Below are 22,234 nucleotides of genomic sequence, written 5' to 3' on the forward strand. Positions count from 1 at the left end.
CCGCACGCCGGCCGCGTCATTCGCACACGGCCGCCCCGCGCCGCGCCGGCGCGAACGCCACCGCGCTCGCCGTTGCGAGCAAGGCCACGCCTGCCGCGCCGTACACCATCACCCAGCCGAACCCGTGCACGAGCGCCGCGTGCAGCGCCGCGCCGCTCGGGTCGGCCTGCGCGAGCGCCGGCGCGATCGCCTGCAGCCCGTCGGTGCGGCCCGCCGCGATTTCCTGCGCGAGCCGGCGCAGCGCCGCGTCGCCGATTGCGCCGGCCGGCCCGCCCTTCAGGCTCGCGACGATCCCCGCCACCAGCACGAAGCCCATCGCCGCGATGTTCAGCGCGAGCGAGATCATCCGCGCGCTCATGTCGATGCCCGACGCCATCCCGGCCCGCGCACTCGGCACCGCGCCCGTCGTCGTGTTGGTGACGGGCGTGTTGGTCAGCCCGAGCCCGATGCCGGCGGTCACGCAACCCGGCAGCATCGTCAGCCAGCTCGCGTGATCGGCCGCGCTGCCGAGCCGCATCAGCACGAAGCCGGCCGCGATCGTGAACAGCCCGGCCGGAATCACGACGCCCGGCCCGTAGCGCAGCGCGAGCCGTTCGCCGAACGGCGGCGCGATCAGCGTCGGCAGCGTGTACGCGAGCAATGCGAGGCCGGCCGTCACGCTGTCGTAGCCGAGCGCGACCTGGAACCAGATCGGCAGGTAGATCATGAACGGCCAGAAGCTGAAGTTCATCCCCATCGAGCCGAAGATCGCGCCGGTGAACGCGCGGATCCGGAACACCGAGAAGTCGAACATCGGCCGCGCGCTGGCGCGCTCCGCGATGAAGAAGCCGATCACCGCGACCACGGTCGCACCGAGCACGCCGAGGCCGGCCGCGCTCGTCAGCCCGAGTTCGGCGCTTTGCGTGATGTAAAAGGCGACACCGAGCACCGCGAGCGACAGCGTGACGATACCCGCGACGTCGAGCGCGCCCGCATGCGGATCGCGCGATTCCTGCACCGCGCCGCCGATCAGCACGAGCGCGACGGCCGCGAGCGGCGCATGGACGAGGAACACCCACGGCCAGCTCGCCAGCGCGACGATCGCGCCGCCGACGATCGGCCCGAAGCCGAGCCCGATGCCGAACACGATCCCCCAGATCCCGAATGCGCGGCCGCGCTCGCGCCCTTCGCGGAACTGGTGCGACAGCACGGCGATCTGGCAGATCAGCATCGCGCCGCCGCTCGCGCCCTGCAGCAGCCGGCCCGCGACGAGCACCGGCACGTTCGGCGCGAGCCCGCACAGCAGCGACGTCGCGCCGAACAGCACGGTGCCGATCACGTACACGCGCTTGCGGCCGAACCGGTCCGCGAGCGTGCCGGCCGCCATCAGCACCGTCGTACACGCGATCGTGTACGCGTTCATGATCCACTGCATGCCGTTGAAATCGCCATGCAGCACGTGTTCGAGCGTCGGCAGGATCACCGGCACGCTCGAGATTTCGAGGCCGAACATCAGCGACGTGAGACAGACGGCCGCGAGCGCGACCGCATTCCTGCGGGAGTCGGATAGCGTCATGCGTATTGCGCGGCGGCCCGGCGACAGGCCGCGCGCCTCCAGGTGAGTAGGATTCGCCGCGCGCGGCCGGCGACGCACGCTGGGCGGGAATCGGTACTATAGTGAGAATTTCCCTCCCCATTGACGCATCCATTTCTACGAACTGGGGAATCACAGGACGCAATCCGCGCAACCCGCTATGACCGACAGACTCGATGGCGTGACGACCTTCGTCCAGGTGGTGGAATCCGGCAGCTTCGCGCTCGCCGCGGAACGGCTCGACATGACGCGCTCGGCCGTCGGCAAGGCGATCGCGCGGCTCGAAAAGCGGCTCGGCGCGCGGCTGCTGCAGCGCACGACGCGCAGCCAGAGCCTGACCGACGACGGCCAGGCGTACTACGACCGCTGCGTACGCGCGCTGGCGGAACTGGAAGCGGCGGAAGCCGATCTCGACTGCGGTCGCAACGAGGCGCGCGGCAAGCTGCGGCTGAGCGTGCCGCTCGCGTTCGGGCACCACTGCGTGACGCCGATCGTGCTCGACCTCGCGCGCACTTACCCGCACCTGCGGATCGACGTGTCGATCACCGACCGTTTCGTCGATCTCGTCGAGGAAGGCATCGATCTCGCGGTGCGGATCGGCCCGCTCGCGGACAGCACGAGCCTCGCGGTGCGGCGGCTCGGCACGCAATACGGGAGCCTCGGCGCGGCGCCATCGTATCTCGCGCGTTACGGCACCCCGCAATCGCTCGACGACCTGAAGAACCACCGCACGATCGCGTATTCACGCTCGGGCGTCGTGCAACCGTGGTACCTGCGTGCGCCGGACGGCTCGAGCGTCCACATCGACATGCCGCACCAGCTCAGTTTCGACGACGTGCAGGCGATCGCGGCGGCCGGTGCGTCGGGGTTCGGGATCGCATGGCTGCCGAGCTGGCTGCTCGATCACTACGTGAAGCGCGGGGAGATGGTGGTCGTGCTCGATCGCTGCTTCGTCTGCGAAGGCGACATTCATGCGATCTGGCCGAAGACGCGCTACCTGCCGCGCAAGACGCGCTGCGTGATCGATGCGCTCGTGGAGGCGGTGCCGCCGATGATCGAGCGCTGAGCGCGAAAGAACCGCAACGAAATACGCGGCAACCGACGCGCCGCGCGGGCGCGTCGGCTCATCGCATCACGCCGCGCCGAGATCGGCGAGCGGATGCGCGAACAGCTTCCACGGCGACGTCAGGAAATGCCGCACGCGTTCGGCGCGCAGCTCGACGAGCGATGCGGGCGCCCAGCGCGGCTTGCGATCCTTGTCGACGAGATGTGCGCGCACGCCTTCGCAGAAATCGCCTTCCTCGATCGCGCGCGCGACGATGCCGAGCTCCATCCGGAACGATTCCGCGAGCGTCATCTGCCGGCCGCGCAGCAGCGCCTCGCGCGTCACGGCGAGCATCGTCGGCGAATGGCTCGCGAGCGCGTCGAGCGTCGCCTGCAGCCACTGGCGGTGCTCGCGCGCCAGCTCGTCGCGCGCCAGCTCCTGCGTGAGCGTCGCGACGATCCGCTCGACGGTCGAACGCTTGTCGAAGTGGCGAACGATCCACGGCATCTGGCCGTCGAGCGCCGCATGCGGCACCACGTTGCACGGCGGCTCGAACACCTTGCGCAGCAACGGCAGCGCGTCGCCGTCCCACTTGACGCTTTCGATGCGCGTCTCGAACGTGTCGAGCCACGCGGACGGCACGCACAGGTCCGCGAGCTTCGCGGTCAGCGCGTCGGCGCCCGACAGCATCGCACCGGTCAACCCGACGTACAGTTCGAGTTCGGCCGGCATGCCCGACAGGAAATGCGTGGCGCCGACGTCGGGCACGAGGCCGATGCGCGTTTCCGGCATCGCGATCTTGCTGCGCTCGGTCGCGACGCGCAGCGCCGCGCCCTGCGCGAGGCCCATGCCGCCGCCCATCGTCACGCCGTCCATCAGCGCGACGACCGGCTTCGGGAACGTGTGGATCGCGTAATCGAGCCGGTACTCGTCGACGAAGAACGGCAGCCAGGTCTCGCGCTGCGCGACCATCCGGTACAGCTCGCGGACGTCACCGCCCGCGCAGAAGCCCTTCTCGCCCGCGCCGCGCAGCACGAGCGCGACGATCTGGTCGTCGTGGCGGCAGCGCTCGAACAGCGCGGTCAGCTCGCCGATCATCGCGTACGACAGCGCGTTGAGCGCGGCCGGCCGGTTCAGCGTGATCAGCGCCACGCGGTTCACCACGCGGAACAGCACCTCGGGCGCATGTTCCGCGAACGTGTCGTGATTCGTCACCGGCGTGCTCATCGTTGCGGCTCTCCATCGGTGCGCCACTGCGGCGCGCGCTTGCCCAGGAACGCCGCCACGCCTTCGCGCGGATCGGCCGTGTCGAACAGGTCGACGAAGCGTTCGCGTTCGACCGCGAGCGCCGCGCCGCGCGGCACGCCGCGTCGGGCGAGGCCGATCAGCTCCTTGCTGTAGGCCACCGCATGCGGGCTTTGCCGCGCGACGTTGCGTGCCAGCGCGAGTGCCGCGTCGCGCGCGGCGCCGCTGTCCACCACGTCCTCGACGAGGCCGATCCGCAGTGCGGTCGCCGCGTCGACGCGCGCGCCGGTCAGGATGATCTTCTTCGCCCAGCCCTCGCCGACGAGCCAGGGCAGCGTCTGCGTGCCGAGCCCGCACGGCAGCAGCCCGACCGACGGTTCGGGCAGCGCCATCTGCGCATGCGTCTCCGCGATCCGCAGGTCGCATGCGAGCGCGCATTCGAGGCCACCGCCCATCGCATAGCCGTTGATCGCCGCGATCGTCACGACGCGCGCGTCGTGCAGCGCCTCGAACGCCGCGCCGAAGCGCGCCGCCATCGTGCGCGCGACCGCGCGATCGCCGTCGGCGAACGTGTTGAGATCGGCGCCCGCGCTGAAGAACTTCGGACCGTCGCCGGTGATCACCAGCGCGCGCACGCGCGGGTTCGCATTCAGTTCGGCGACGGTTTGCTGCAATTGCTGCAGCCCGTCGGCGGTAAAGGCGTTCGCGGGCGGACGCTTGAGCGTCACGCACGCGATCGCGCCGTCGTCGACGTAGTCGAGTTCGATCATCACGCGTCCTTCTTCGTGGCCGGTTGATACAGGCGGATCACCGCCGAGAAATCGAGCTGGCCGTCGCCGCGGCTGCTCATCGTCTGGTACAGCTGCTGCGCGAGCGCGCCGAGATAGACGGGCTGGCGCGCCTGCTTCGCCGCATCGTTCGCGAGGCCGAGATCCTTCAGCATCAGGTCGGTGCCGAAGCCGCCCGAGTAGCCGCGCGACGACGGCGCGGTCTCGATCACGCCCGGATACGGGTTGTAGGTGTCCGAGCTCCAGCAGCGGCCGGTCGACGTGTTGACGATGCCGGCCAGCACCTTTGGGTCGATGCCGAGCGCGACGCCGAGCGACATCGCCTCCGACACCGCCGCCATCGAGATGCCGAGCACGAGGTTGTTGCAGACCTTCGCGACCTGCCCCATGCCCGTCGCGCCGCAGTGGACGATGTTCTTGCCCATGCCGGCGAGCACCGGCTTCACGCGCTCGAAATCCGCGTCGCTGCCGCCGACCATGAAGGTCAGCGTGCCGGCCGCCGCGCCGCCGGTGCCGCCCGACACCGGCGCATCGACGAACGCGCCGCCGTGCTCGCGCACCAGCGCGCCGAACGCCTGCGCGCTCGCCGGGTCGATCGTGCTCGAATCGATCACGGTCGCGCCCGCGCCGAGGCCGGCCAGCACGCCGTTCTCGCCGGACAGCACCGAGCGCACGTGCGGCGCGGCCGGCAGCATCGTGATCACGAACGTCGCGCCCGATGCCGCGTCGCGCGGGGAAGCTGCCACCTGCGCGCCGGCGTCCTGCAGCGCGCGCAACGCGTCGGCGCTCAGGTCGAACGCGTGCACGTCGTGGCCGGCTTTCAGCAGGTTCAGCGCCATCGGCGCGCCCATGTGGCCGAGGCCGATAAATCCGATTTTCATGTTGGTGTCCTCCGCCGCTCAGTGCAGCCGGATCGTCGTATTCACCGGGCCGGCCGTCGTGTCGTCGTCGAACCAGCGCGCGGTGACCGTCTTGGTCTGCGTGTAGAACTGCACGACCTGCTTGCCGTACGGGCCGAGATCGCCGAGCTTCGAGCCGCGCGAACCCGTGAAGCTGAAGAACGGCACGGGTACCGGAATCGGGATGTTGATGCCGACCTGACCGACGTCGATCTCGCTCTGGAACTTGCGTGCCGCCGCGCCGCTCTGCGTGAAGATGCCCACGCCGTTGCCCATCGGGTTCGCGTTGACCAGCGCGATCGCGTCGTCGAGCGTGTCGACTTCCATCACGACCAGCACCGGTCCGAAGATTTCATGCGTGTAGACCGTCATGTCGGTCGTCACGCCGGAAAAGATCGTCGGGCCGATGAAGTTGCCTTCCTCGAAGCCGGCGACCTTCACGTCGCGGCCGTCGAGTTCGAGCTTCGCGCCTTCCTTGATGCCCATGTCGATCAGCGACAGAATCCGCGCCTTCGCGCCGCGCGACACGACCGGCCCGACGTCGGTGCCCGCTTCCGAGCCCGCGTTGACCTTCAGCGTCTTCGCCTTCGCGACGATGTCGGGCAGCCATTCGCGCGCGTTGCCCACCAGCACCGCGACGGAAGTCGCCATGCAGCGCTGGCCGGCCGCGCCGAAGCCCGCGCCGACGAGCGCGTTGATCGTCTGCTCGCGGTTCGCGTCGGGCAGCACGATCGCGTGGTTCTTCGCGCCCATCATCGACTGCACGCGCTTGCCGTGCTGGCTGCCGAGGTTGTACACGTGCGTGCCGACGGCGGTCGAGCCGACGAACGAGATCGCCTTCACGAGCGGATGCGTGCAGATCGCATCGACGACTTCCTTGCCGCCGTGAACGACGTTCAGCACGCCTTTCGGTACACCGGCTTCCAGCGCGAGCTCGACGAGCTCCATCGTCGACATCGGGTCCTGCTCGGACGGCTTCAGCACGAACGTGTTGCCGCACACGATCGCCATCGGGAACATCCACAGCGGAATCATCGCGGGAAAATTGAACGGCGTGATGCCCGCGCACACGCCGAGCGGCTGGCGCAGCGTGTAGGTGTCGACGCCGCCCGCGACGTTCTCCGCGAATTCGCCGAGCTGCAGCGTGCCGATCGAGCATGCGTGCTCGACCACTTCGAGGCCGCGGAAGATGTCGCCTTCGGCATCGGGAATCGTCTTGCCCTGCTCGGCCGTCAGCGTCTTCGCGATGCGCTGCTGGTTCGCGCGCACCAGATCCTGGAACTTCAGCATGATGCGCATGCGCGCGGCGATCGGCGTGTTCTTCCACGTCGCATACGCGGCGTGCGCGGCCTGCACGGCCGCGTCGACTTCCGCGACGGTCGCGAACGGCACGCGTGCGAGCACCTGCTGCGTCGCCGGGTTGACGATGTCGCGCCACTCGTTCGTGGCGGACTCGACGAAGGCGCCGTCGATCAGCAGCTTGACCGTCGGCACGTCTTGCCCCGTGCGGGGCGTCGGATTCGCGTTCATCAGAGCACTCTCCTTGCAGTGGGCCGCGCGGCGTCGTGCGACGCGCGGCCGGTTCGGTTCAGCGAGGCGGCGGGCGACGCGCGGAAAAAAGCAGCACGCGCGACCCGCGGCCGGTCATTTCAGTTCGGCGGCGAAATCTTCTTCCCAGTATTCGCCGGGCATACGCTCGGTCGCGTCGTCGCCGCGCTCGATCTCGCGGCGGCGCAGCTCGACGCGGCGAATCTTCCCGGAGATCGTCTTCGGCAGTTCCGCGAATTGCAGGCGACGGATACGCTTGTACGGCGCGAGCTTCTCGCGCGAGAAGCGGAAGATCTCCAGCGCGAGCGCGGGGCTTTCTTCATAGCCCTGGCGCAGCGTGATGAAGGTCTTCGGCACCGACAGCCGCACCGGGTCCGGGCTCGGCACGACGGCCGCTTCCGCGATCGCCGGATGCTCGATCAGCACGCTTTCCAGTTCGAACGGGCTCAGCCGGTAGTCGGACGACTTGAACACGTCGTCCGCGCGGCCGATGTACACGTAGTAGCCGTCGTCGCGACGCATCGCGATGTCCGACGTGCGGTAGTGGCCGTCGCGCATCGCATGGGCCGTCGCATCGGGATTGTTCGCGTAGCCCTTCATCAGCCCGACCGGGCGCGTGACGTCGCCACCGATCGGCAGCGCGACCTCGCCTTCGGTCACCGGCGCGCCGTCCGGATCGAGCAGCGCGATCCGGTAGCCGGGCAGCGGCCGGCCCATCGAGCCCGCGACCACCGGCTGGCCCGGCGAGTTGCCGATCAGGCAGGTCGTCTCGGTCTGGCCGTAGCCGTCGCGAATCGAGATGTTCCACGCCTTCTTCACGCGCTCGATGATCTCGGGATTCAGCGGCTCGCCCGCGCCGACGATCTCGCGCAGCTTCACGTCGAACGACGCGAGCGGCTGCTGCACGAGCATGCGCCACACGGTCGGCGGCGCGCACAGCGTCGTCACGCGATACTTGACGAGCGCATCGAGCACGACCTTCGGCTCGAAGCGCGCATAGTTGAACGCGAACACGCACGCCTGCGCATTCCACGGCGCGAAGAAGCAGCTCCACGCGTGCTTCGCCCAGCCCGGGGAGCTGATGTTCCAGTGGATGTCGCCCGGCTGCAGGCCGACCCAGTACATCGTCGACAGATGGCCGACCGGATAGGTGCGGTGCGTGTGCTCGACGAGCTTCGGCTTCGACGTCGTGCCGGACGTGAAGTACAGCAGCATCGGATCGTTCGCGTGCGTGACGGCGTCCGGCTCGAACGCGGCGCTCGCCGCATAGCCGTCGTTCATCGCGAGCCAGCCCGCGCGCGGCGCGCCGGCGACGATCTGCTGCGCGAGGCCGAGATCGGGCTGTTCGAATTTCGCGGCTTCGTTCTCGTCGACGATCGCGTATTTCGCGCCGCCGATCTGCACGCGGTCGCGCACGTCGTCGGGCGACAGTTGCGTGGTGGCGGGCAGCACGATCGCGCCGAGCTTCATCGCGGCCAGCATCGCGTCCCACAGCTCGACCCGGTTCGGCAGCATCAGCAGGATGCGGTCGCCGCGCACGACGCCGATCGCGCGCAGCCAGTTCGCGATCCGCGACGAACGCTCGGACATCTGCGCGAACGAATACGGATCGCCCGTGCCGGTCGCCGCGTCGACGATCCACAGCGCGGGCTGGTCGTTGCCGCGCGCCATCGGGTCGAAGTAGTCGAGCGCCCAGTTGAACGCATCGAGCACCGGCCATTCGAAATCGCGGTATGCGGTGTCGTAGTCGGTGCGATGGCGCAGCAGAAAGTCGCGTGCGTCCAGGAATGCCTGTACCGTCATGTGTCGTCTCCGTCCAGTCTCCATGCCCAGCGCTCAACCGGTGCAGGTGCTGCAGCACATGCCCGGTTCCGTGTTGCACGGCGCACGGTCACGTCGTTGCGTGCCGCGTTCACCGCGCTGCCCTCGTGCCCTGCGTGATGCTGTCGTCCCGGTGCGACCGTCGCGGCTCAAAGCTGCCGCGCGATCACCATCCGTTGCACTTCGCTGGTGCCTTCGTAAATCTGCGTGATGCGCGCGTCGCGATAGTGACGCTCGACTTCGTAATCGACCAGGTAGCCGTAGCCGCCGTGAATCTGGATCGCATCCGAACACACGCGCTCGGCCATCTCGGACGCGAACAGCTTCGCCTGCGACGCTTCCGACAGGCACGGCAGCCCGGCCGTGCGCAGCTTCGCCGCATGATGCACGAGCAGGCGCGCGGCGTTGATCTGCACGGCCATGTCGGCGAGCTTCTGCTGGATCGCCTGATGCTCGGCGATCGGCTTGCCGAACTGCACGCGCTCGCCCGCATAGCGGCGCGCCTTGTCGAACGCGGCGCGCGCGATGCCGAGCGCCTGCGCGGCGATGCCGATGCGGCCGCCTTCGAGGTTCGACAGCGCGATCTTCAGCCCTTCGCCGCGATTGCCGAGCAGGTTGTCTTCCGGAATCGCGCAGTTCTCGAACGTGATCGGGCACGTATCCGACGCGCGGATGCCCATCTTCTTCTCGGGCTTGCCGACGATGAAGCCCGGCGTGTCGGTCGGCACCAGGAACGCGGAAATGCCGCGCTTGCCGGCTTCCGGGTCGGTCATGGCAAAAACGATCGCGACACCGGCGCGCTGGCCGTTGGTCACGAACTGCTTCGCGCCGTTCAGCACCCATTGGCCGTCGCGCAGCTCGGCCCGCGTGCGCAGGTTGTTCGCTTCGGAACCGGCATGCGGCTCGGTCAGGCAGAACGCGCCGATCACGCGACCGGCCGCCATGTCGGCCAGCCAGCGGTCCTTCTGCGCGGGCGTGCCGAAGCCGAGGATCGGCCCGCAGCCGACCGAGTTGTGCACGCTCATCATCGTCGCGCACGCGGCGTCGCCGGCCGCCACTTCCTCCATCGCCAGCGCATAGGCCACGTAGTCCGTATACGAGCCGCCCAGCTCCTGCGGCACGATCATCCCGAGCAGGCCGAGCTCGCCGAGCTGCGCGACGATCGCGTCGGGCAGGTGCGCGTCGTGGTCCCACTGCGCGGCGTTCGGCGCCAGCATCTCGGTGGCAAAAGCGCGCGCCGCATCGCGGATCATCCGCTGGTCTTCGGTGTAAAGCTCGTCCATGGTGCTGCTGTCTCCCGCGGCCGCCGGGCGCGACCGTCCTTGCGTTTCGATGCAACAAGTGTAGGCAAGCACGCGCGACTGTTCGATGCTCGCGTCGCTCATTTACACTGAGCGTTTTTGCCACACCGGCGACACCGATGAAGCAGGAAGACAAGGGAACCGTCGCGATCAGCCTCGTCGCGTACAGCGTCGCGCTGGCCACGCGGCGCGGCGTCGCGGCCGAGCCGCTGCTCGCGCAGGCCGGCATCGCGCCCGCGCTGCTCGGGCAGCCGCGCGCACGCGTGTCCGCGCAGCAATACGGCGCGCTGTGGAACGCCATCGCGCGCACGCTCGACGACGAGTTTTTCGGGCAGGATCACCACCCGATGCGCAGCGGCAGCTTCATCGCGATGAGCCAGGCCGCGCTGTCGGCGCGCGACGGGCTGCACGCGATGGCGCGCGCGGTGAACTTCATGCACTGCGTGCTCGACGACCTCCACGCGGAGCTCGACGCGAACCCGCAGCGCGTGCGGCTGCGTTTCGTGCACCGCAACAACGGCGCGACGCCCGCGATGTTCACGTACGCGACCTATTTCATCATCGTGTACGGCCTCACCTGCTGGCTGATCGGGCGGCGCATTCCGCTGCTGCATGCGAGCTTCCGCTGCGACACGCCACCGGCCGATCACGAATACCCGTCGATGTTCTGCGACGACATGCGCTTCAACGAGCCCGAGTCGTATGTCGATTTCGATCCCGAATTCGCGACGCTGCCGGTCGTGCAGAACGCGAAGACGCTGAAAACGTTTCTGCGCAACGCGCCGGCCAGCTTCATCGTCAAGTACCGCAACCCGAACGCGCTCGCGCAGCGCGTGCGTGCGGTGCTGCGCGGGATGCCGCCCGCCGCGTGGCCGGGCGCGGGCGGGATGGCCGCGCGGCTGCACGTGGCCGAGGCCACGCTGCGCCGCAAGCTGCATCAGGAAGGCCACGCGTACCAGTCGATCAAGGACACGCTGCGGCGCGATCTCGCGTTCGAGGCGCTGGCCGACCCCGCCCGCACGATCGCCGACGTCGCGGCCGCGACCGGTTTCGCGGAACCGAGCGCGTTCTACCGCGCGTTCCGCAAATGGAGCGGGCGCAGCCCGGCCGAGTTTCGGGAAGAAGCGCTCGCGCGCGGCGGCGGCGCCGGCTGAAGGCGCGGCCGGCCCGCCTCGCCTTCGCGCTTTGCGCCGAAACCGCCTAATCTTCAAGCATCGGGCCTACGCCCTTTCCGCCAGCCGGACGGCACGCGGCCGTGCGCCGCCCGGACGTCCCGATGCGCTTTCACCGTCATGGCCCGCCGCCGGCGCCTGCCGCGCCCGACGGCCGCCCCCGTCACCCGCTGTCCGCGCGGGTCGCGCGCGCCGCGCTGTTCGCGGCGCTGCTCGTCGTGTGCGCCGCGCTCGCCGCGCCGCCATCGGCCGACGCGCCCGCCGCGCATCCGGTCGTCGTGATTCCCGTCAACGGCGCGATCGGCCCGGCCAGCGCCGATTTCATCGTGCGTTCGCTCGACCGCGCGGCCCGCGAGCATGCGCCGCTCGCGATCCTGCAACTCGACACGCCCGGCGGCCTCGATACGTCGATGCGGCAGATCATCAAGGCCGTCCTCCGCTCGCCGGTGCCGGTCGCCGCCTTCGTCGCGCCGGGCGGCGCGCGGGCGGCGAGCGCGGGCACCTACATCGTCTATGCGAGCCACTTCGCGGCGATGGCGCCCGGCACCAACCTCGGCGCGGCGTCGCCCGTGCAGTTCGGCATCGGCGGCGCGGCGCCGCCAGGCGCGAATCCCGCCGCGCCGCGACCGACCGGTGCATCGGGTGCGTCTGGCGTGTCGGACGCGGCTGCCGTGCTGCCGACCGATACGCAATCGACCGAGATCCGCAAGGCGATCCAGGACGCTTCCGCATACATCCGCGGCCTCGCGCAATTGCGCGGACGCAATGTCGAATGGGCCGAGCGCGCGGTGCGCGAGGCCGTGAGCCTGTCGGCGAACGAAGCGCGCGCGCAGCACGTCGTCGACGTGATCGCGCCGGACCCGGCCGACCTCGCGCGCCAGCTCGACGGCCGCACGGTGACGACGACTGCCGGCACGCTGCATCTCGCGACCGCGCACGCGCCGCTCGTCGTGCTCGCGCCCGACTGGCGCAGCCGGTTCCTCGCGATCATCGCCGATCCGAACGTCGCGCTGATCCTGCTGACGATCGGCATCTACGGCCTCTTCTTCGAATTCGCGAACCCCGGTTTCGTGCTGCCGGGCGTCGCCGGCACGATCTGCCTGCTGGTCGGACTGTTCGCGATGCAGTTGCTGCCGATCAGCTATGCGGGCCTCGGCCTCGTGCTGCTCGGGCTCGGCTGCCTCGTCGCGGAGGCGTTCCTGCCGACCTTCGGCGTGCTCGGGTTCGGCGGGATCGTCGCGTTCACGATCGGCGCGCTGATGCTGATCGACACCGACGTGCCCGGCTACGGGATTCCGTGGCCCGTGATCGCGAGCCTGGCGCTCGGCGGCGCGCTGCTCGTCGCGGGCGTGTCGAGCGTCGCGCTGCGCGCGCGGCGCCGCCCGGTCGTGACGGGCGCCGAGGCGATGCTCGGCAGCATCGGCGAAGTGCTCGACGACGGCCTGCAGCCGGACCAGCCACATGGCGCGACCGACGCCGCGCCGTCGGCCGCCGGCTGGGCGCGCGTGCACGGCGAGCGCTGGCGCGTGGCGAGCAGCACGCCGCTGGCCGCCGGCTGCCGCGTGCGCGTCACCGGCCGCCACGGGCTGACGCTGACGGTCGCGCCGCTCTACGACGTGCCCGCCCCCGCCCATCCCCAGGGAGAACCTTCATGATCGGTTACACGTTCGGCTTCAGCAGCGTCCTGGTCGTCTTCGTCGTGGTCCTCGTCGCATCGTCGATCCGCATCTTTCGCGAGTACGAGCGCGGTGTCGTGTTCATGCTCGGCCGGTTCTGGAAAGTGAAGGGGCCGGGGCTCGTGCTGATCATCCCGATCGTCCAGCAGGTCGTGCGGATCGACCTGCGCACCGTCGTGTTCGACGTGCCGGCGCAGGACGTGATCACGCGCGACAACGTGTCGGTGAAGGTCAATGCGGTCGTGTATTTCCGCGTCGTCGATCCGGAGAAGGCCGTGATCCAGGTCGCGCGCTTCTTCGAGGCGACCAGCCAGCTCGCGCAGACGACGCTGCGCGCGGTGCTCGGCAAGCACGAACTCGACGCGCTGCTCGCCGAGCGCGAGCAATTGAACGCAGACATCCAGAAGACGCTCGATGCGCAGACCGATGCGTGGGGGATCAAGGTGTCAACGGTCGAGATCAAGCACGTCGACCTGAACGAGACGATGATCCGCGCGATCGCGCGGCAGGCCGAAGCCGAACGCGAACGGCGCGCGAAGGTGATTCATGCGGAAGGCGAGCTTCAGGCGTCGGAGAAGCTGCTGCAGGCCGCGCAGCGGCTCGCGCTGCAGCCGCAGGCGATGCAGTTGCGCTACCTGCAGACGCTGACGACGATCGCGGCGGACAAGAATTCGACGATCGTGTTTCCGTTGCCGGTCGATCTGCTGGGGGCGTTGCTGGATCGGCTGGGCCCGCCGCGCGAGCGTTGAGACGCGCATGCGCCGGCCGCACGACGCCGCGGGCCGATGCCGATGGGCGCGGGAGCCGCGGCGGCCAGCGCCCGGCGGCCCAGCGGCCCGCCCGCGTCAGGCCAGCAGCTTGCGCTCGGCCTTGCCGTACTTGATCGACTTCTCGTCCGGGATCATCAGGCCCGTGTGCTCGTCGCGGCCCTGCAGCAGGAAGCGCGCGTCCGGGTTGCCGATCTGCTCTGCTGCGAGCTTGCTGTCCGCGCCGATCTCGCCCTTTTTCATCCGGTTGACGATCACGCCGGCCGCGGTGTCCTTGAAATCGCGCAGCATCCACGCGTCGCCGTCGCTGTCGCCGAACACCAGCAGCGGGCCGTAGCCCTTCTTCGACGCGAGCACGTTGCGGATGCCCACCGTCTTGCCGGGCCCCCAGTTGAAATGCCAGCCGGCCGGATAGGTGCTCGTGTACTTGCCGTCCTGCATGTCCAGCCGCAGGCCGATCACGTTCTCCGGCGGCACGCCGTAGCCATAGTTCGGATTGCCGGCGAACACGCGCACGACGTCGTCGAGCGACGCGGTGCTCACGTACACGTCGATGCCGTTCGCCCGCAGCGTGTGCATCACCGCGCGGATTTCCTCGTGAATGCGGATGCCGTGGAAATGCGTATCGGCCACCACGCCGGCCTTGCCCGGCAGCGCCTTGGGGCTTTCGTAGCGGACCTTGCGCAGCGCGTCGCCGATCCCGTAGTTGTTCGACGCTTGCGCCATCGCCTGCAGCTCGGCGGTCGTCATGTTCTGGTAGAAGTAGATGATCCACTTGTAGCCGACTTCGAGCGGATGCGTGTCGCAGATCGCGTCGTACATGAAGTACAGCTTCGCGTGGAAATCCTTGAACTGATCGGTCTCGCGAATCTCGTCGAGGCTCTTGTCGCCGCCGAGGCCCTTGTAGTTCGCATGGAGCCAGCGGTAGTCGGATTCGACGTCGGCCGCGAGGTCCTCCATCGTCACCGGCTTGCCGTCGACGGTCGTGTAGTCCTTCATGAACGCGCCCTTCGGCACGTCCTTCCACATCACGGCGACGAATTCGTCCGGCGTCAGCTTGTACTGCAGATGGTTGATCTGGTACATCAGCAACGCCTCTTCGCAGTCGTTCATGATGCACGTGTTGTCCCAGTCGAACACCGCGTACGGGCGGCGCTTTCCGTCGTAGCGGGCGCTCGCGACGCCATGCTGGTCGAGCACCGCCTGCAGGCGCGCGGCGTTGAACGGCGACCAGCGGCCGGGGTCCAGCGCGTCCGGGGCGGTGGCGCTCTTCGCGCCGGCGAGGCCGGCCTTGAGCATCAGCGGCGTCGCAGCGGTCGCCGCGGCAAGGGTGTTCATGAACTGGCGGCGTTGCATGGTCTCTCCGTTGATATGCCGAATCGGCCTCGGTCGCGGCCCCGCGCGACGCGCGACACACCGGCCTCGCGAAGCCGCAAAGGCTTCGAATCGGGGCGGATGATGTGACGAAATTATTTCGGCAATTTGACAGCGTCCCGCCGCGACACGACGGCGAGTTGATCCGGCGCGACATGCCGGACCGTGCGGAAGCCTTGCATGGGGTGCCCCGACCGGTTTCCCCGTTCGGCAAGCATGAACAAGCAACGGCCATCCGGCCCCGCTCGCCGGAAATCTAGAGCTTCCCCTCCATTTCGGCCCTTCATTAGGAGAAGCCCTCATCTCCGGGGGCTGGCGCGCGACGTCGAACCGGCTATGATCATTACATTGCCCAATGACACATTAAGTGCTGACTGAATAACCGTGTGGCGATGGACGCCGGCGGACGCATTCCGGATCAGCACCCCAGCCTTGCCCAGGACCCGCGTTGCGCCGAGACGCAAACGCGGGCCGACACATGGAGACGCATCATGGCCGACCACCATCCGCTGCCGGAAGTCCACCTCGACGAGCTGCCGCAATTCCGCGCGGTCCAGCAACTGGCGTACCGCTGCGTCGAAACCGTCGGCGCGATGCTCTACCCCGGCATCACCGAGAAGGAAGCCGCGCGCCTCCTGACCGAATGGCTGCAGGACAACGGCGTGCACGACTGGCTGCACAAGCCGTTCGCGTGGTTCGGCGACCGCACCGCGTTCGAAGGCTTCTCGGGCCTCAAGCACATGGGCGGCTTCAATCTCGCGTTCTTTCCGAGCAACCGGCAACTCGAAACCGACATGCCGGTGATCCTCGACGTCGCACCGGTGCTCGACGGCATCGTCGCCGACGTCGGCTACGCGCACTGCCTGGGCCACAACCCGATCCTCGAGCAGCTGCAGGACGACCTGATGGACCATCGCGACATGATCGTGCGGCTCGTGAAGGAGCGCCGGTCGATGGCGGAAGTCGCGCAGGAAGTCGACGCGCTGTGCCGCCGCCAGGGCGTCGAGCCGCGCCACAAGGCCTATCCGTTCAAGGTGCTCGCGCATCGCGTCGCGAAGATCCACAAGCTGTCGAAGCCGCGCTTCGTCGCGCGCTTCGGGCTGAACGCGACGCGCAACCTGCTGCTCGACCAGGGCCGCGCGGCGAAGCAGCAAGGCTGGTCGCCGCTGTGGTCGATCGACCGCCGCTCCGAGCATGCGCCCGTGCCGGGCCTGTGGGCCGTCGAGCCGCATCTCGGCTTCGCCGGCGTCGGCGCGAAATTCGAGGAACTGCTGGTGATCACCGACGACGACGCGTACTGGCTCGACGAGGACCTGCCGCACGTGCGCCGCTGGCAGCGCCGCCAGGCCGAACGCGCGCAGGCGGCGTCGACCGTGCCGGCCGCCGCCTGACGCGCCCCTTCCTCACGACTCCCTGAACGACGGACTCACGATGCAGCCTCTTTCCGACGAAGCGCCGCTGGCCCTGTTCGAATCGGTTCACAACGAAACGGCGGTCGCCTCCGGCGACCTGACGCTCGCGGTCCGGACCTGGGGCGACCCGGCCCGCTCGCCGGTCGTGCTGGTGCACGGCTATCCCGACGACAGCAGCGTCTGGCAGCATGTCGCGCCGCTGCTCGCGCGCCGGCACTACGTGATCGCGTACGACGTGCGCGGCGCGGGCCTGTCCGGCGTGCCGACGCGCACGGCCGACTACCATCTCGCGAAGCTGACCGACGATTTCGTCGCGGTGATCGATGCGCTCTGCCCCGGCCGCGCCGTGCACCTCGTCGCACACGACTGGGGTTCGATCCAGGGCTGGGAATTCGTCACCGATCCGCGCCTGGCCGGCCGCATCGCGTCGTACACGTCGTGCTCGGGGCCGTGCCTCGACCACGTCGGCTTCTGGCTGCGCGAACGCGTGCTGCGGCCGACGCCCGCGTCGCTCGCCAAGCTCGGCGGCCAGCTCGTGCGCTCGTGGTACGTGTACCTGTTCCACCTGCCGTTCCTCCCCGAACTCGGCTGGCGGCTGTGGCTCGGCCGCGCGTGGCCGGGCCTGCTGCGCCGGCTCGAGAAAACGCCCGCCGCGCCGCGCCCGACGCAGGCCGACGACGGCGCGCGCGGCGTGCGCCTGTATCGCGCGAACTTCATCCGCTGCCTGTTCGCGCCGCGCGAACGCTACGCGCACGCACCGGTGCAGACGATCGTGCCGCTCGGCGACAAGTACGTGAGCCCCGCGCTGTCCGAAAACCTGTCGCGCTGGGTGCCGCAGTACTACCGCCGCGAAGTCGCGGCCGGTCACTGGCTGCCGCTCGCCGATCCCGCGCGCTTCGCGGATCTCGCCGGGCAATTGATCGACGCAGTCGAATCCGGCAACGAACCGCCCGCGCTCGCGAACGCGCGCCGCCGCGCCACCAGCGGGCGCTTCAGCGGCAAGGTCGCGGTCGTCACCGGCGCGGGCAGCGGCATCGGCCGCTGCGCGGCGCTGGCCTTCGCACGCGAGGGCGCGACGGTCGTCGCATGCGACATCGATCTCGCGAGCGCCGAGCGCACCGCGCTGCTGATCGGGCTGACCGGCGCGCAGGCCCACGCGAAACGCGTCGACGTCGGGTCCGCCGACGAGATGGAAGCGCTCGCGGCATGGGTCGGCAGCGAACTCGGCGGCGCGGACGTCGTGATCAACAACGCGGGCATCGGCATGGCCGGCGGCATCCTCGACACGAGCGCGCGGCACTGGGAGCGGATCCTGCACGTGAACCTGTGGGGCGTGATCCACGGCTCGCGGCTGTTCGCGCAGCAGATGGCCGCGCGCGGCACCGGCGGGCATATCGTCAATACCGCATCGGCAGCCGCATTCGGCCCGTCGCGGGACCTGCCCGCCTATGCGACGACCAAGGCCGCGGTGCTGATGCTCAGCGAATGCATGCGCGCGGAACTCGCGGAGAAAGGCATCGGCGTGACGGCCGTGTGCCCCGGTTTCGCGGAGACGGGAATCATGGCGTCGACGCACTATGCGGGCGCCAACGCGCAGGACGAAGCGCGGCTGCGCAAGCGCGCGACGAAGCTGTACCAGATGCGCGGCCTGAAACCGGAAACCGTCGCGCAGGCGATGGTCGACGGCGTGCTGCGCAACCGCCCCGTCGTCGCGGTCGGCGGCGAAGCGCACGCGCTGCGCTTCGTCGGCCGCTTCATGCCGTGGCTCGGCCGGAGGATCGCCCGCGTCAGCATGGCATCGCATTGACGGCGCACGACGCCGCACAGGGAGACAACATGACCGATACCGCCGACTATCACAAGATCAAGGCCCGGCACGTGAAGTTCGACTTCAGCGACACGCCGGTCACCTGGGTGCCGAACGATCCGGGCAGCACGCACATCATCAACACGCTGAACCTGCTGTTCCCGGAAGGCGAGCTGTGGTTCTGCCGCGTGTACAACAAGGCGCTGCCGCTGATCACCGATGCACGCCTGCGCGACGAAGCCGAAGGCTTCCTGCGGCAGGAAGCCGTGCATTCGCGCTCGCACGGCGGCGTGCTGAAGCACTACTACGACCGCCACGGCATCGACACGAAGCCGTTCACGCAGAAGCTCAACCGTTTGTTCACGCGCGTGCTGGGCGAAGCCCCGTTCGGGCTGAAGATCGGCCATACGCGCTTCTGGCTGCGGCAGCAACTGGCCGTGATCGCGTCGCTCGAGCATTTCTTCGGCTATCTCGGCAACTGGGTGCTCAACGCGCACGGACTCGACGAAGGCCGCGCCGACCCGACGATGGTCGACCTGCTGCGCTGGCACGGCGCCGAGGAAGTCGAGCACCGCACCGTCGCGTTCGACATCTACCGGCATATGGGCGGCACCTATCCGGAGCGGTGCGTGCACATGGCGTTCGTGATCCTGCTGCTGCTCTACTACATCACGACCGGCGCGAAATTCATGTACCGGCGCGATCCGGACGCCGGCCGCTACCCGGGCTTCGTGCTCGCGTGGTGGCAGGGTTCGCGGCGCGGGCACCTGCCGTCGTTCTGGAAGGTGATCGGCGCGGCGCTGCGCTATTTCAAGCCGGGCTATACGCCGCATCACGAAGGCTCGACCGAGCAGGCGCTCGCGTACCTCGCCCGCTCGCCGGCCGCACAGGCGGCCGCGCACGGCGGCAACTGGGGCACGACGAAAGGCGCGTGACCGGGTTTTCGGCCGGCCCGGCAGGCGGCGCCCGCCGAAATGCGTACAATCGCGGCTTCATTTCCCGGAGGTGCCGCGATGGCCATGAAGAAAACCGATCTCGAAAAGAACAAGGCGCTCAAACTGACGCACGCGATGAAGCAGTCGAGCTCCGCGCGTTTCGGCAAGGGCGCCGACGAAGCGGCCAAGCTGGACCGCCGCGCGCAGCGCAAGCTCGACCAGGAACAGGGCCTCGTGCCGTTCGCGTGCAAGCTCAACGCCGCGCTCGTCGAACAGCTGAAGGCACGCGCGGCCACGCACCCGGAAGGGATGACGGGCCTGCTGTCGGAACTGCTCGTGAACGGCCTCGCGCAACGCGACGCGTAACCGCCACGTATCTCGAAATTGCTGTTGACACGGCAGCGCGGCCACGACACACTCGTTCGCATGCCTATGCTCAAGCCCGTCGCCATCGCGCATGAAAACCGAGTGAACGCCCATACGCGGCGATCACCGGAGGCACTTGTGCGTTAGCATCGAAATTCAGTCACGCATGTCACGAGGCCTCGCCGGAAACGGATGAGGCCTTTTTGTTTGGGTGCGCGTCATCCCGCCCGGCTCAACGGATGGAGATGACGATGGACCACGCAAGCCGGCTGGTTGTCTGCCCCGATCGGGGCCGCGCCGATACGATCGCATTGCCGAGCGTCGAGCTGCATTTCATGGTCGCGCCCGGCAAGACGCTCACGTGGCGCGCGCAGCACGACGCCGAGATTCGCGTACACAACGCAACGCTGTGGATCACGCGGCTCGGCAGCATCGACGATTACCGGCTGCGCGCCGGCGACGTGCTGCGCGTACGGCGCGGTGACCGCATCTGGATCGGCACCGGCGACGCCCAGCCCGCCGAAGCGTCGATCGCGACCGTGTACGTGATGCGGCGCGATACGTCGCTGGGGCGGGCGATCGCACGAATGCGCGACATGCTGGGCAGACGAGGTCGAAGAACGCGCGAGTGACGCATCCTGTATCGCCCGCGCATATCCCGAAAATAGTCGTTGACAACGCCGCACGCCGACAACAAAATCGTTCGCATGCCTACGTTCAAGCTCATCGCCATCACGATGCATTGCCCGGTGAACATTCGAAAGAATGGATCACGGGAGGCGCTTGTGCGTTAGCAATCGGGCAGTACCGCATGTCACACAAGGCCTCGCCGGAAACGGATGAGGCCTTTTTGTTCTGGTGCACGTCATCCGTCCGGCTCACTGAATGGAGAAGACGATGGACCAGGCAAGCCCGCTGTTTGAACGCCGCGATCGGCGCCACGCCGGCACGATCGCATTACCGACCGTCGTGATCCGTTTCGCGGTCGCGCCACGCACGACGATGACCTGGCGCGCGCCGCAGGATGCGGAGATCCGCGCGCACGGCGCGGCGCTGTGGATCACGCGGCCGCCGAGCGTCGACGATCACTGGGTGCGGCCCGGCGAGGTGCTGCGTATCGCGCGCGGCGAGCGCATCTGGCTCGGCACCGATGCCGACCGGTCGGCCGAAGCGACGATCACGACCGCGTACGTGCGGCGCGGCGAGCGCGTCAAGCGCATGCTCGCGCAAGTGCAACGTTTGCTCGTCGGGATAGGGAGAAGGAGCGGATGAGCGACGTGCCGTGTCGCACGCGTCACGCGCGCGACACGCGGAGCGGCCGCGACCGGAAACGAACGCACCCGCGGCGCAACGCGCCGCAGGTGCGCATCGAAGGACGCGGCACGCCGGTGCATGCCGCGAGCGATCGCGCGCCGTGCGCAGCGACGGGATGCAGCAGAGGCATCAGGTGCTGGCGGCGAGACGCGGGCCCGTGCTTCGTGGAGTGGAATCGAGGTCGGGACGTTGCGCGGCCTGCGAGGTCACCCACGGATCGATGCCCTGCTTCTGCACCTCTTCGAGGAATGACACACGTGTGCGCCAGTAATCCGCCTGTAATTTCGCATCGATGACGCGCTGTTCGGCTGCGAACAGTTCCATGCGCGCCGTCACGAGCATCGACGCAGCGGTTTTTTCCGGCGTGGGGGCGTGTCGCATCGCCCAGCGGCTGATCCAGTTCAACATGCTGACCTCCGTGATTACGGACGAACCCGCATCGGGCAATCGCAACCGGCCGTGCCTGCCCAAACGCGCAACGGCCTTGACCGCCATTCACCGCCTGGCCTGCACGGACTGCGACTCCCCCGCGTCGGCAATGACCGGCCGGCGTGTGCATGCGCGGTGTATCTATCGTAGAAAGACTTGCCGGTTTACGCGATGGGGTCTTGCAATCTTTTACACAGAAACCACAGTCGCCCCCGCATCGCGAAATGACTGTTGCGCACGGGACGGCTTCGGCGCAGGATAGCCTGATACCTGCAACTGCCTGGACTGACGAATGGCCGCCGCACGCCGCGGCCGCGCATCCGCATCGGCCGCGCACGCGCGTTCGCGCGCACCGCCGCCTGCACCGCGTTCGTGCAGCATGCGGGCGCTCCGTTTCAGTCGCATGTCATCGCGCACCGGCCGCGTCCGATGCCGCCGGCGTGCCGTTGCGCACGCATCGGCCCGTCTCGCCCGCCTGCGCCGCGCCGCTTTCCGCCGCTTCCCGTCGTTTCCACCGCTCCCGCCGTTTCAGCCATTTCTGCCGGCCCTCACCGCGCGAACCGGTAAAATGCGCGCCTTCGTCGCGCGGGCGGGCTGCCAGACCGTTCGCGCGCAGGCAACCGATCGTGCCCCCAACTATATCGTCCGAGCTATCCACGCTATTACAATCCGCCGATAGCCGGACAATAGTGGCTGGTTACAGTTAGCCGGCCGCGCGCTGCCTTTACAACAATTCGGCACAACAATCAACACGACAACCCG

The 22,234-nt window shown here is 68.7% G+C and carries 20 protein-coding genes; 10 read left to right on the forward strand and 10 right to left on the reverse strand.

Annotated features, from left to right (window positions below; genetic code table 11):
- Positions 1 to 16: 16 nt before the first annotated feature.
- Complete coding sequence (locus tag DFS13_RS27520; RefSeq protein ID WP_048986899.1) at positions 17 to 1,555, reverse strand: MFS transporter; 1,539 nt, start codon at positions 1,553 to 1,555, stop codon at positions 17 to 19.
- A gap of 178 nt (positions 1,556 to 1,733) precedes the next feature.
- Between DFS13_RS27520 and DFS13_RS27525 the strand changes: the two genes are divergently transcribed.
- Positions 1,734 to 2,639, forward strand: a complete 906-nt coding sequence (locus DFS13_RS27525) for a LysR family transcriptional regulator (protein WP_034202034.1) — start codon at positions 1,734 to 1,736, stop codon at positions 2,637 to 2,639.
- Between the two features lie 66 nt (positions 2,640 to 2,705).
- Here the strand turns inward: DFS13_RS27525 and DFS13_RS27530 are convergent, their stop codons facing one another.
- The 6 genes from DFS13_RS27530 to DFS13_RS27555 all read right to left on the reverse strand — a co-directional run bounded on the left by DFS13_RS27530 (position 2,706) and on the right by DFS13_RS27555 (position 10,202).
- On the reverse strand, positions 2,706 to 3,845 hold the full coding sequence (locus tag DFS13_RS27530) for an enoyl-CoA hydratase/isomerase family protein (RefSeq protein WP_006482815.1): 1,140 nt from the start codon (positions 3,843 to 3,845) through the stop codon (positions 2,706 to 2,708).
- The gene (locus DFS13_RS27535; protein ID WP_062910336.1) at positions 3,842 to 4,633 is read right to left on the reverse strand and encodes an enoyl-CoA hydratase; all 792 of its coding nucleotides are present in this window, start codon (positions 4,631 to 4,633) and stop codon (positions 3,842 to 3,844) included. The genes DFS13_RS27530 and DFS13_RS27535 overlap by 4 nt, the downstream gene beginning before the upstream one ends.
- Positions 4,633 to 5,532 carry a 3-hydroxyisobutyrate dehydrogenase gene (gene mmsB / locus DFS13_RS27540; protein ID WP_006480765.1) on the reverse strand — a complete coding sequence of 300 codons (900 nt, stop codon included), beginning with the start codon at positions 5,530 to 5,532 and terminating at the stop codon, positions 4,633 to 4,635. Before mmsB ends, DFS13_RS27535 begins: the two co-directional genes overlap by 1 nt.
- A gap of 18 nt (positions 5,533 to 5,550) precedes the next feature.
- Positions 5,551 to 7,080, reverse strand: a complete 1,530-nt coding sequence (locus tag DFS13_RS27545; RefSeq protein WP_058903406.1) for a CoA-acylating methylmalonate-semialdehyde dehydrogenase — start codon at positions 7,078 to 7,080, stop codon at positions 5,551 to 5,553.
- Positions 7,081 to 7,194: 114 nt separating this feature from the next.
- On the reverse strand, positions 7,195 to 8,901 hold the full coding sequence (locus DFS13_RS27550) for an AMP-binding protein (protein WP_111442338.1): 1,707 nt from the start codon (positions 8,899 to 8,901) through the stop codon (positions 7,195 to 7,197).
- A 167-nt stretch (positions 8,902 to 9,068) separates the two neighbouring features.
- Positions 9,069 to 10,202, reverse strand: a complete 1,134-nt coding sequence (locus tag DFS13_RS27555; RefSeq protein ID WP_006482812.1) for an acyl-CoA dehydrogenase family protein — start codon at positions 10,200 to 10,202, stop codon at positions 9,069 to 9,071.
- A 137-nt stretch (positions 10,203 to 10,339) separates the two neighbouring features.
- On the opposite strand from DFS13_RS27555, the gene DFS13_RS27560 reads away from it, so the two are divergent.
- From DFS13_RS27560 to DFS13_RS27570, 3 genes are all read left to right on the forward strand, one after another.
- Positions 10,340 to 11,374 carry an AraC family transcriptional regulator gene (locus tag DFS13_RS27560; protein WP_111442339.1) on the forward strand — a complete coding sequence of 345 codons (1,035 nt, stop codon included), beginning with the start codon at positions 10,340 to 10,342 and terminating at the stop codon, positions 11,372 to 11,374.
- 122 nt (positions 11,375 to 11,496) lie between these two features.
- Positions 11,497 to 13,047: a nodulation protein NfeD gene (locus tag DFS13_RS27565; RefSeq protein WP_006498835.1), complete on the forward strand. Its 1,551-nt coding sequence runs from the start codon at positions 11,497 to 11,499 to the stop codon at positions 13,045 to 13,047.
- Entirely contained in the window at positions 13,044 to 13,817 is a 774-nt protein-coding gene (locus DFS13_RS27570; protein ID WP_006483242.1) for a slipin family protein, read from the forward strand. The genes DFS13_RS27565 and DFS13_RS27570 overlap by 4 nt, the downstream gene beginning before the upstream one ends.
- Positions 13,818 to 13,913: 96 nt before the next feature.
- Here the strand turns inward: DFS13_RS27570 and DFS13_RS27575 are convergent, their stop codons facing one another.
- Complete coding sequence (locus DFS13_RS27575; protein ID WP_111442340.1) at positions 13,914 to 15,191, reverse strand: haloacid dehalogenase-like hydrolase; 1,278 nt, start codon at positions 15,189 to 15,191, stop codon at positions 13,914 to 13,916.
- 509 nt (positions 15,192 to 15,700) lie between these two features.
- Between DFS13_RS27575 and DFS13_RS27580 the strand changes: the two genes are divergently transcribed.
- The 6 genes from DFS13_RS27580 (at position 15,701) to DFS13_RS27605 (ending at position 21,001) form a co-directional block, all read left to right on the forward strand.
- Positions 15,701 to 16,600 (forward strand): M24 family metallopeptidase, encoded by a 900-nt coding sequence (locus tag DFS13_RS27580; RefSeq protein ID WP_006498833.1) that lies wholly within the window; start codon positions 15,701 to 15,703, stop codon positions 16,598 to 16,600.
- A gap of 40 nt (positions 16,601 to 16,640) precedes the next feature.
- Positions 16,641 to 18,428 carry an SDR family oxidoreductase gene (locus DFS13_RS27585; protein WP_111442341.1) on the forward strand — a complete coding sequence of 596 codons (1,788 nt, stop codon included), beginning with the start codon at positions 16,641 to 16,643 and terminating at the stop codon, positions 18,426 to 18,428.
- Positions 18,429 to 18,457: 29 nt separating this feature from the next.
- Positions 18,458 to 19,363 (forward strand): metal-dependent hydrolase, encoded by a 906-nt coding sequence (locus DFS13_RS27590; RefSeq protein WP_012493501.1) that lies wholly within the window; start codon positions 18,458 to 18,460, stop codon positions 19,361 to 19,363.
- Between the two features lie 78 nt (positions 19,364 to 19,441).
- Positions 19,442 to 19,729: a hypothetical protein gene (locus tag DFS13_RS27595; RefSeq protein ID WP_006486730.1), complete on the forward strand. Its 288-nt coding sequence runs from the start codon at positions 19,442 to 19,444 to the stop codon at positions 19,727 to 19,729.
- A 251-nt stretch (positions 19,730 to 19,980) separates the two neighbouring features.
- Entirely contained in the window at positions 19,981 to 20,361 is a 381-nt protein-coding gene (locus DFS13_RS27600) for a DUF2917 domain-containing protein (protein ID WP_069352604.1), read from the forward strand.
- A gap of 265 nt (positions 20,362 to 20,626) precedes the next feature.
- The gene (locus tag DFS13_RS27605; RefSeq protein WP_006493550.1) at positions 20,627 to 21,001 is read left to right on the forward strand and encodes a DUF2917 domain-containing protein; all 375 of its coding nucleotides are present in this window, start codon (positions 20,627 to 20,629) and stop codon (positions 20,999 to 21,001) included.
- A gap of 171 nt (positions 21,002 to 21,172) precedes the next feature.
- Here the strand turns inward: DFS13_RS27605 and DFS13_RS27610 are convergent, their stop codons facing one another.
- Positions 21,173 to 21,451, reverse strand: a complete 279-nt coding sequence (locus DFS13_RS27610; RefSeq protein ID WP_006480752.1) for a hypothetical protein — start codon at positions 21,449 to 21,451, stop codon at positions 21,173 to 21,175.
- Between the two features lie 427 nt (positions 21,452 to 21,878).
- Positions 21,879 to 22,130: a hypothetical protein gene (locus DFS13_RS27620; protein WP_111442343.1), complete on the reverse strand. Its 252-nt coding sequence runs from the start codon at positions 22,128 to 22,130 to the stop codon at positions 21,879 to 21,881.
- Positions 22,131 to 22,234 lie beyond the last annotated feature (104 nt).

Source organism: Burkholderia sp. 28_3, assembly GCF_003253915.1.
Classification (GTDB): Bacteria; Pseudomonadota; Gammaproteobacteria; order Burkholderiales; family Burkholderiaceae; genus Burkholderia; species Burkholderia cenocepacia.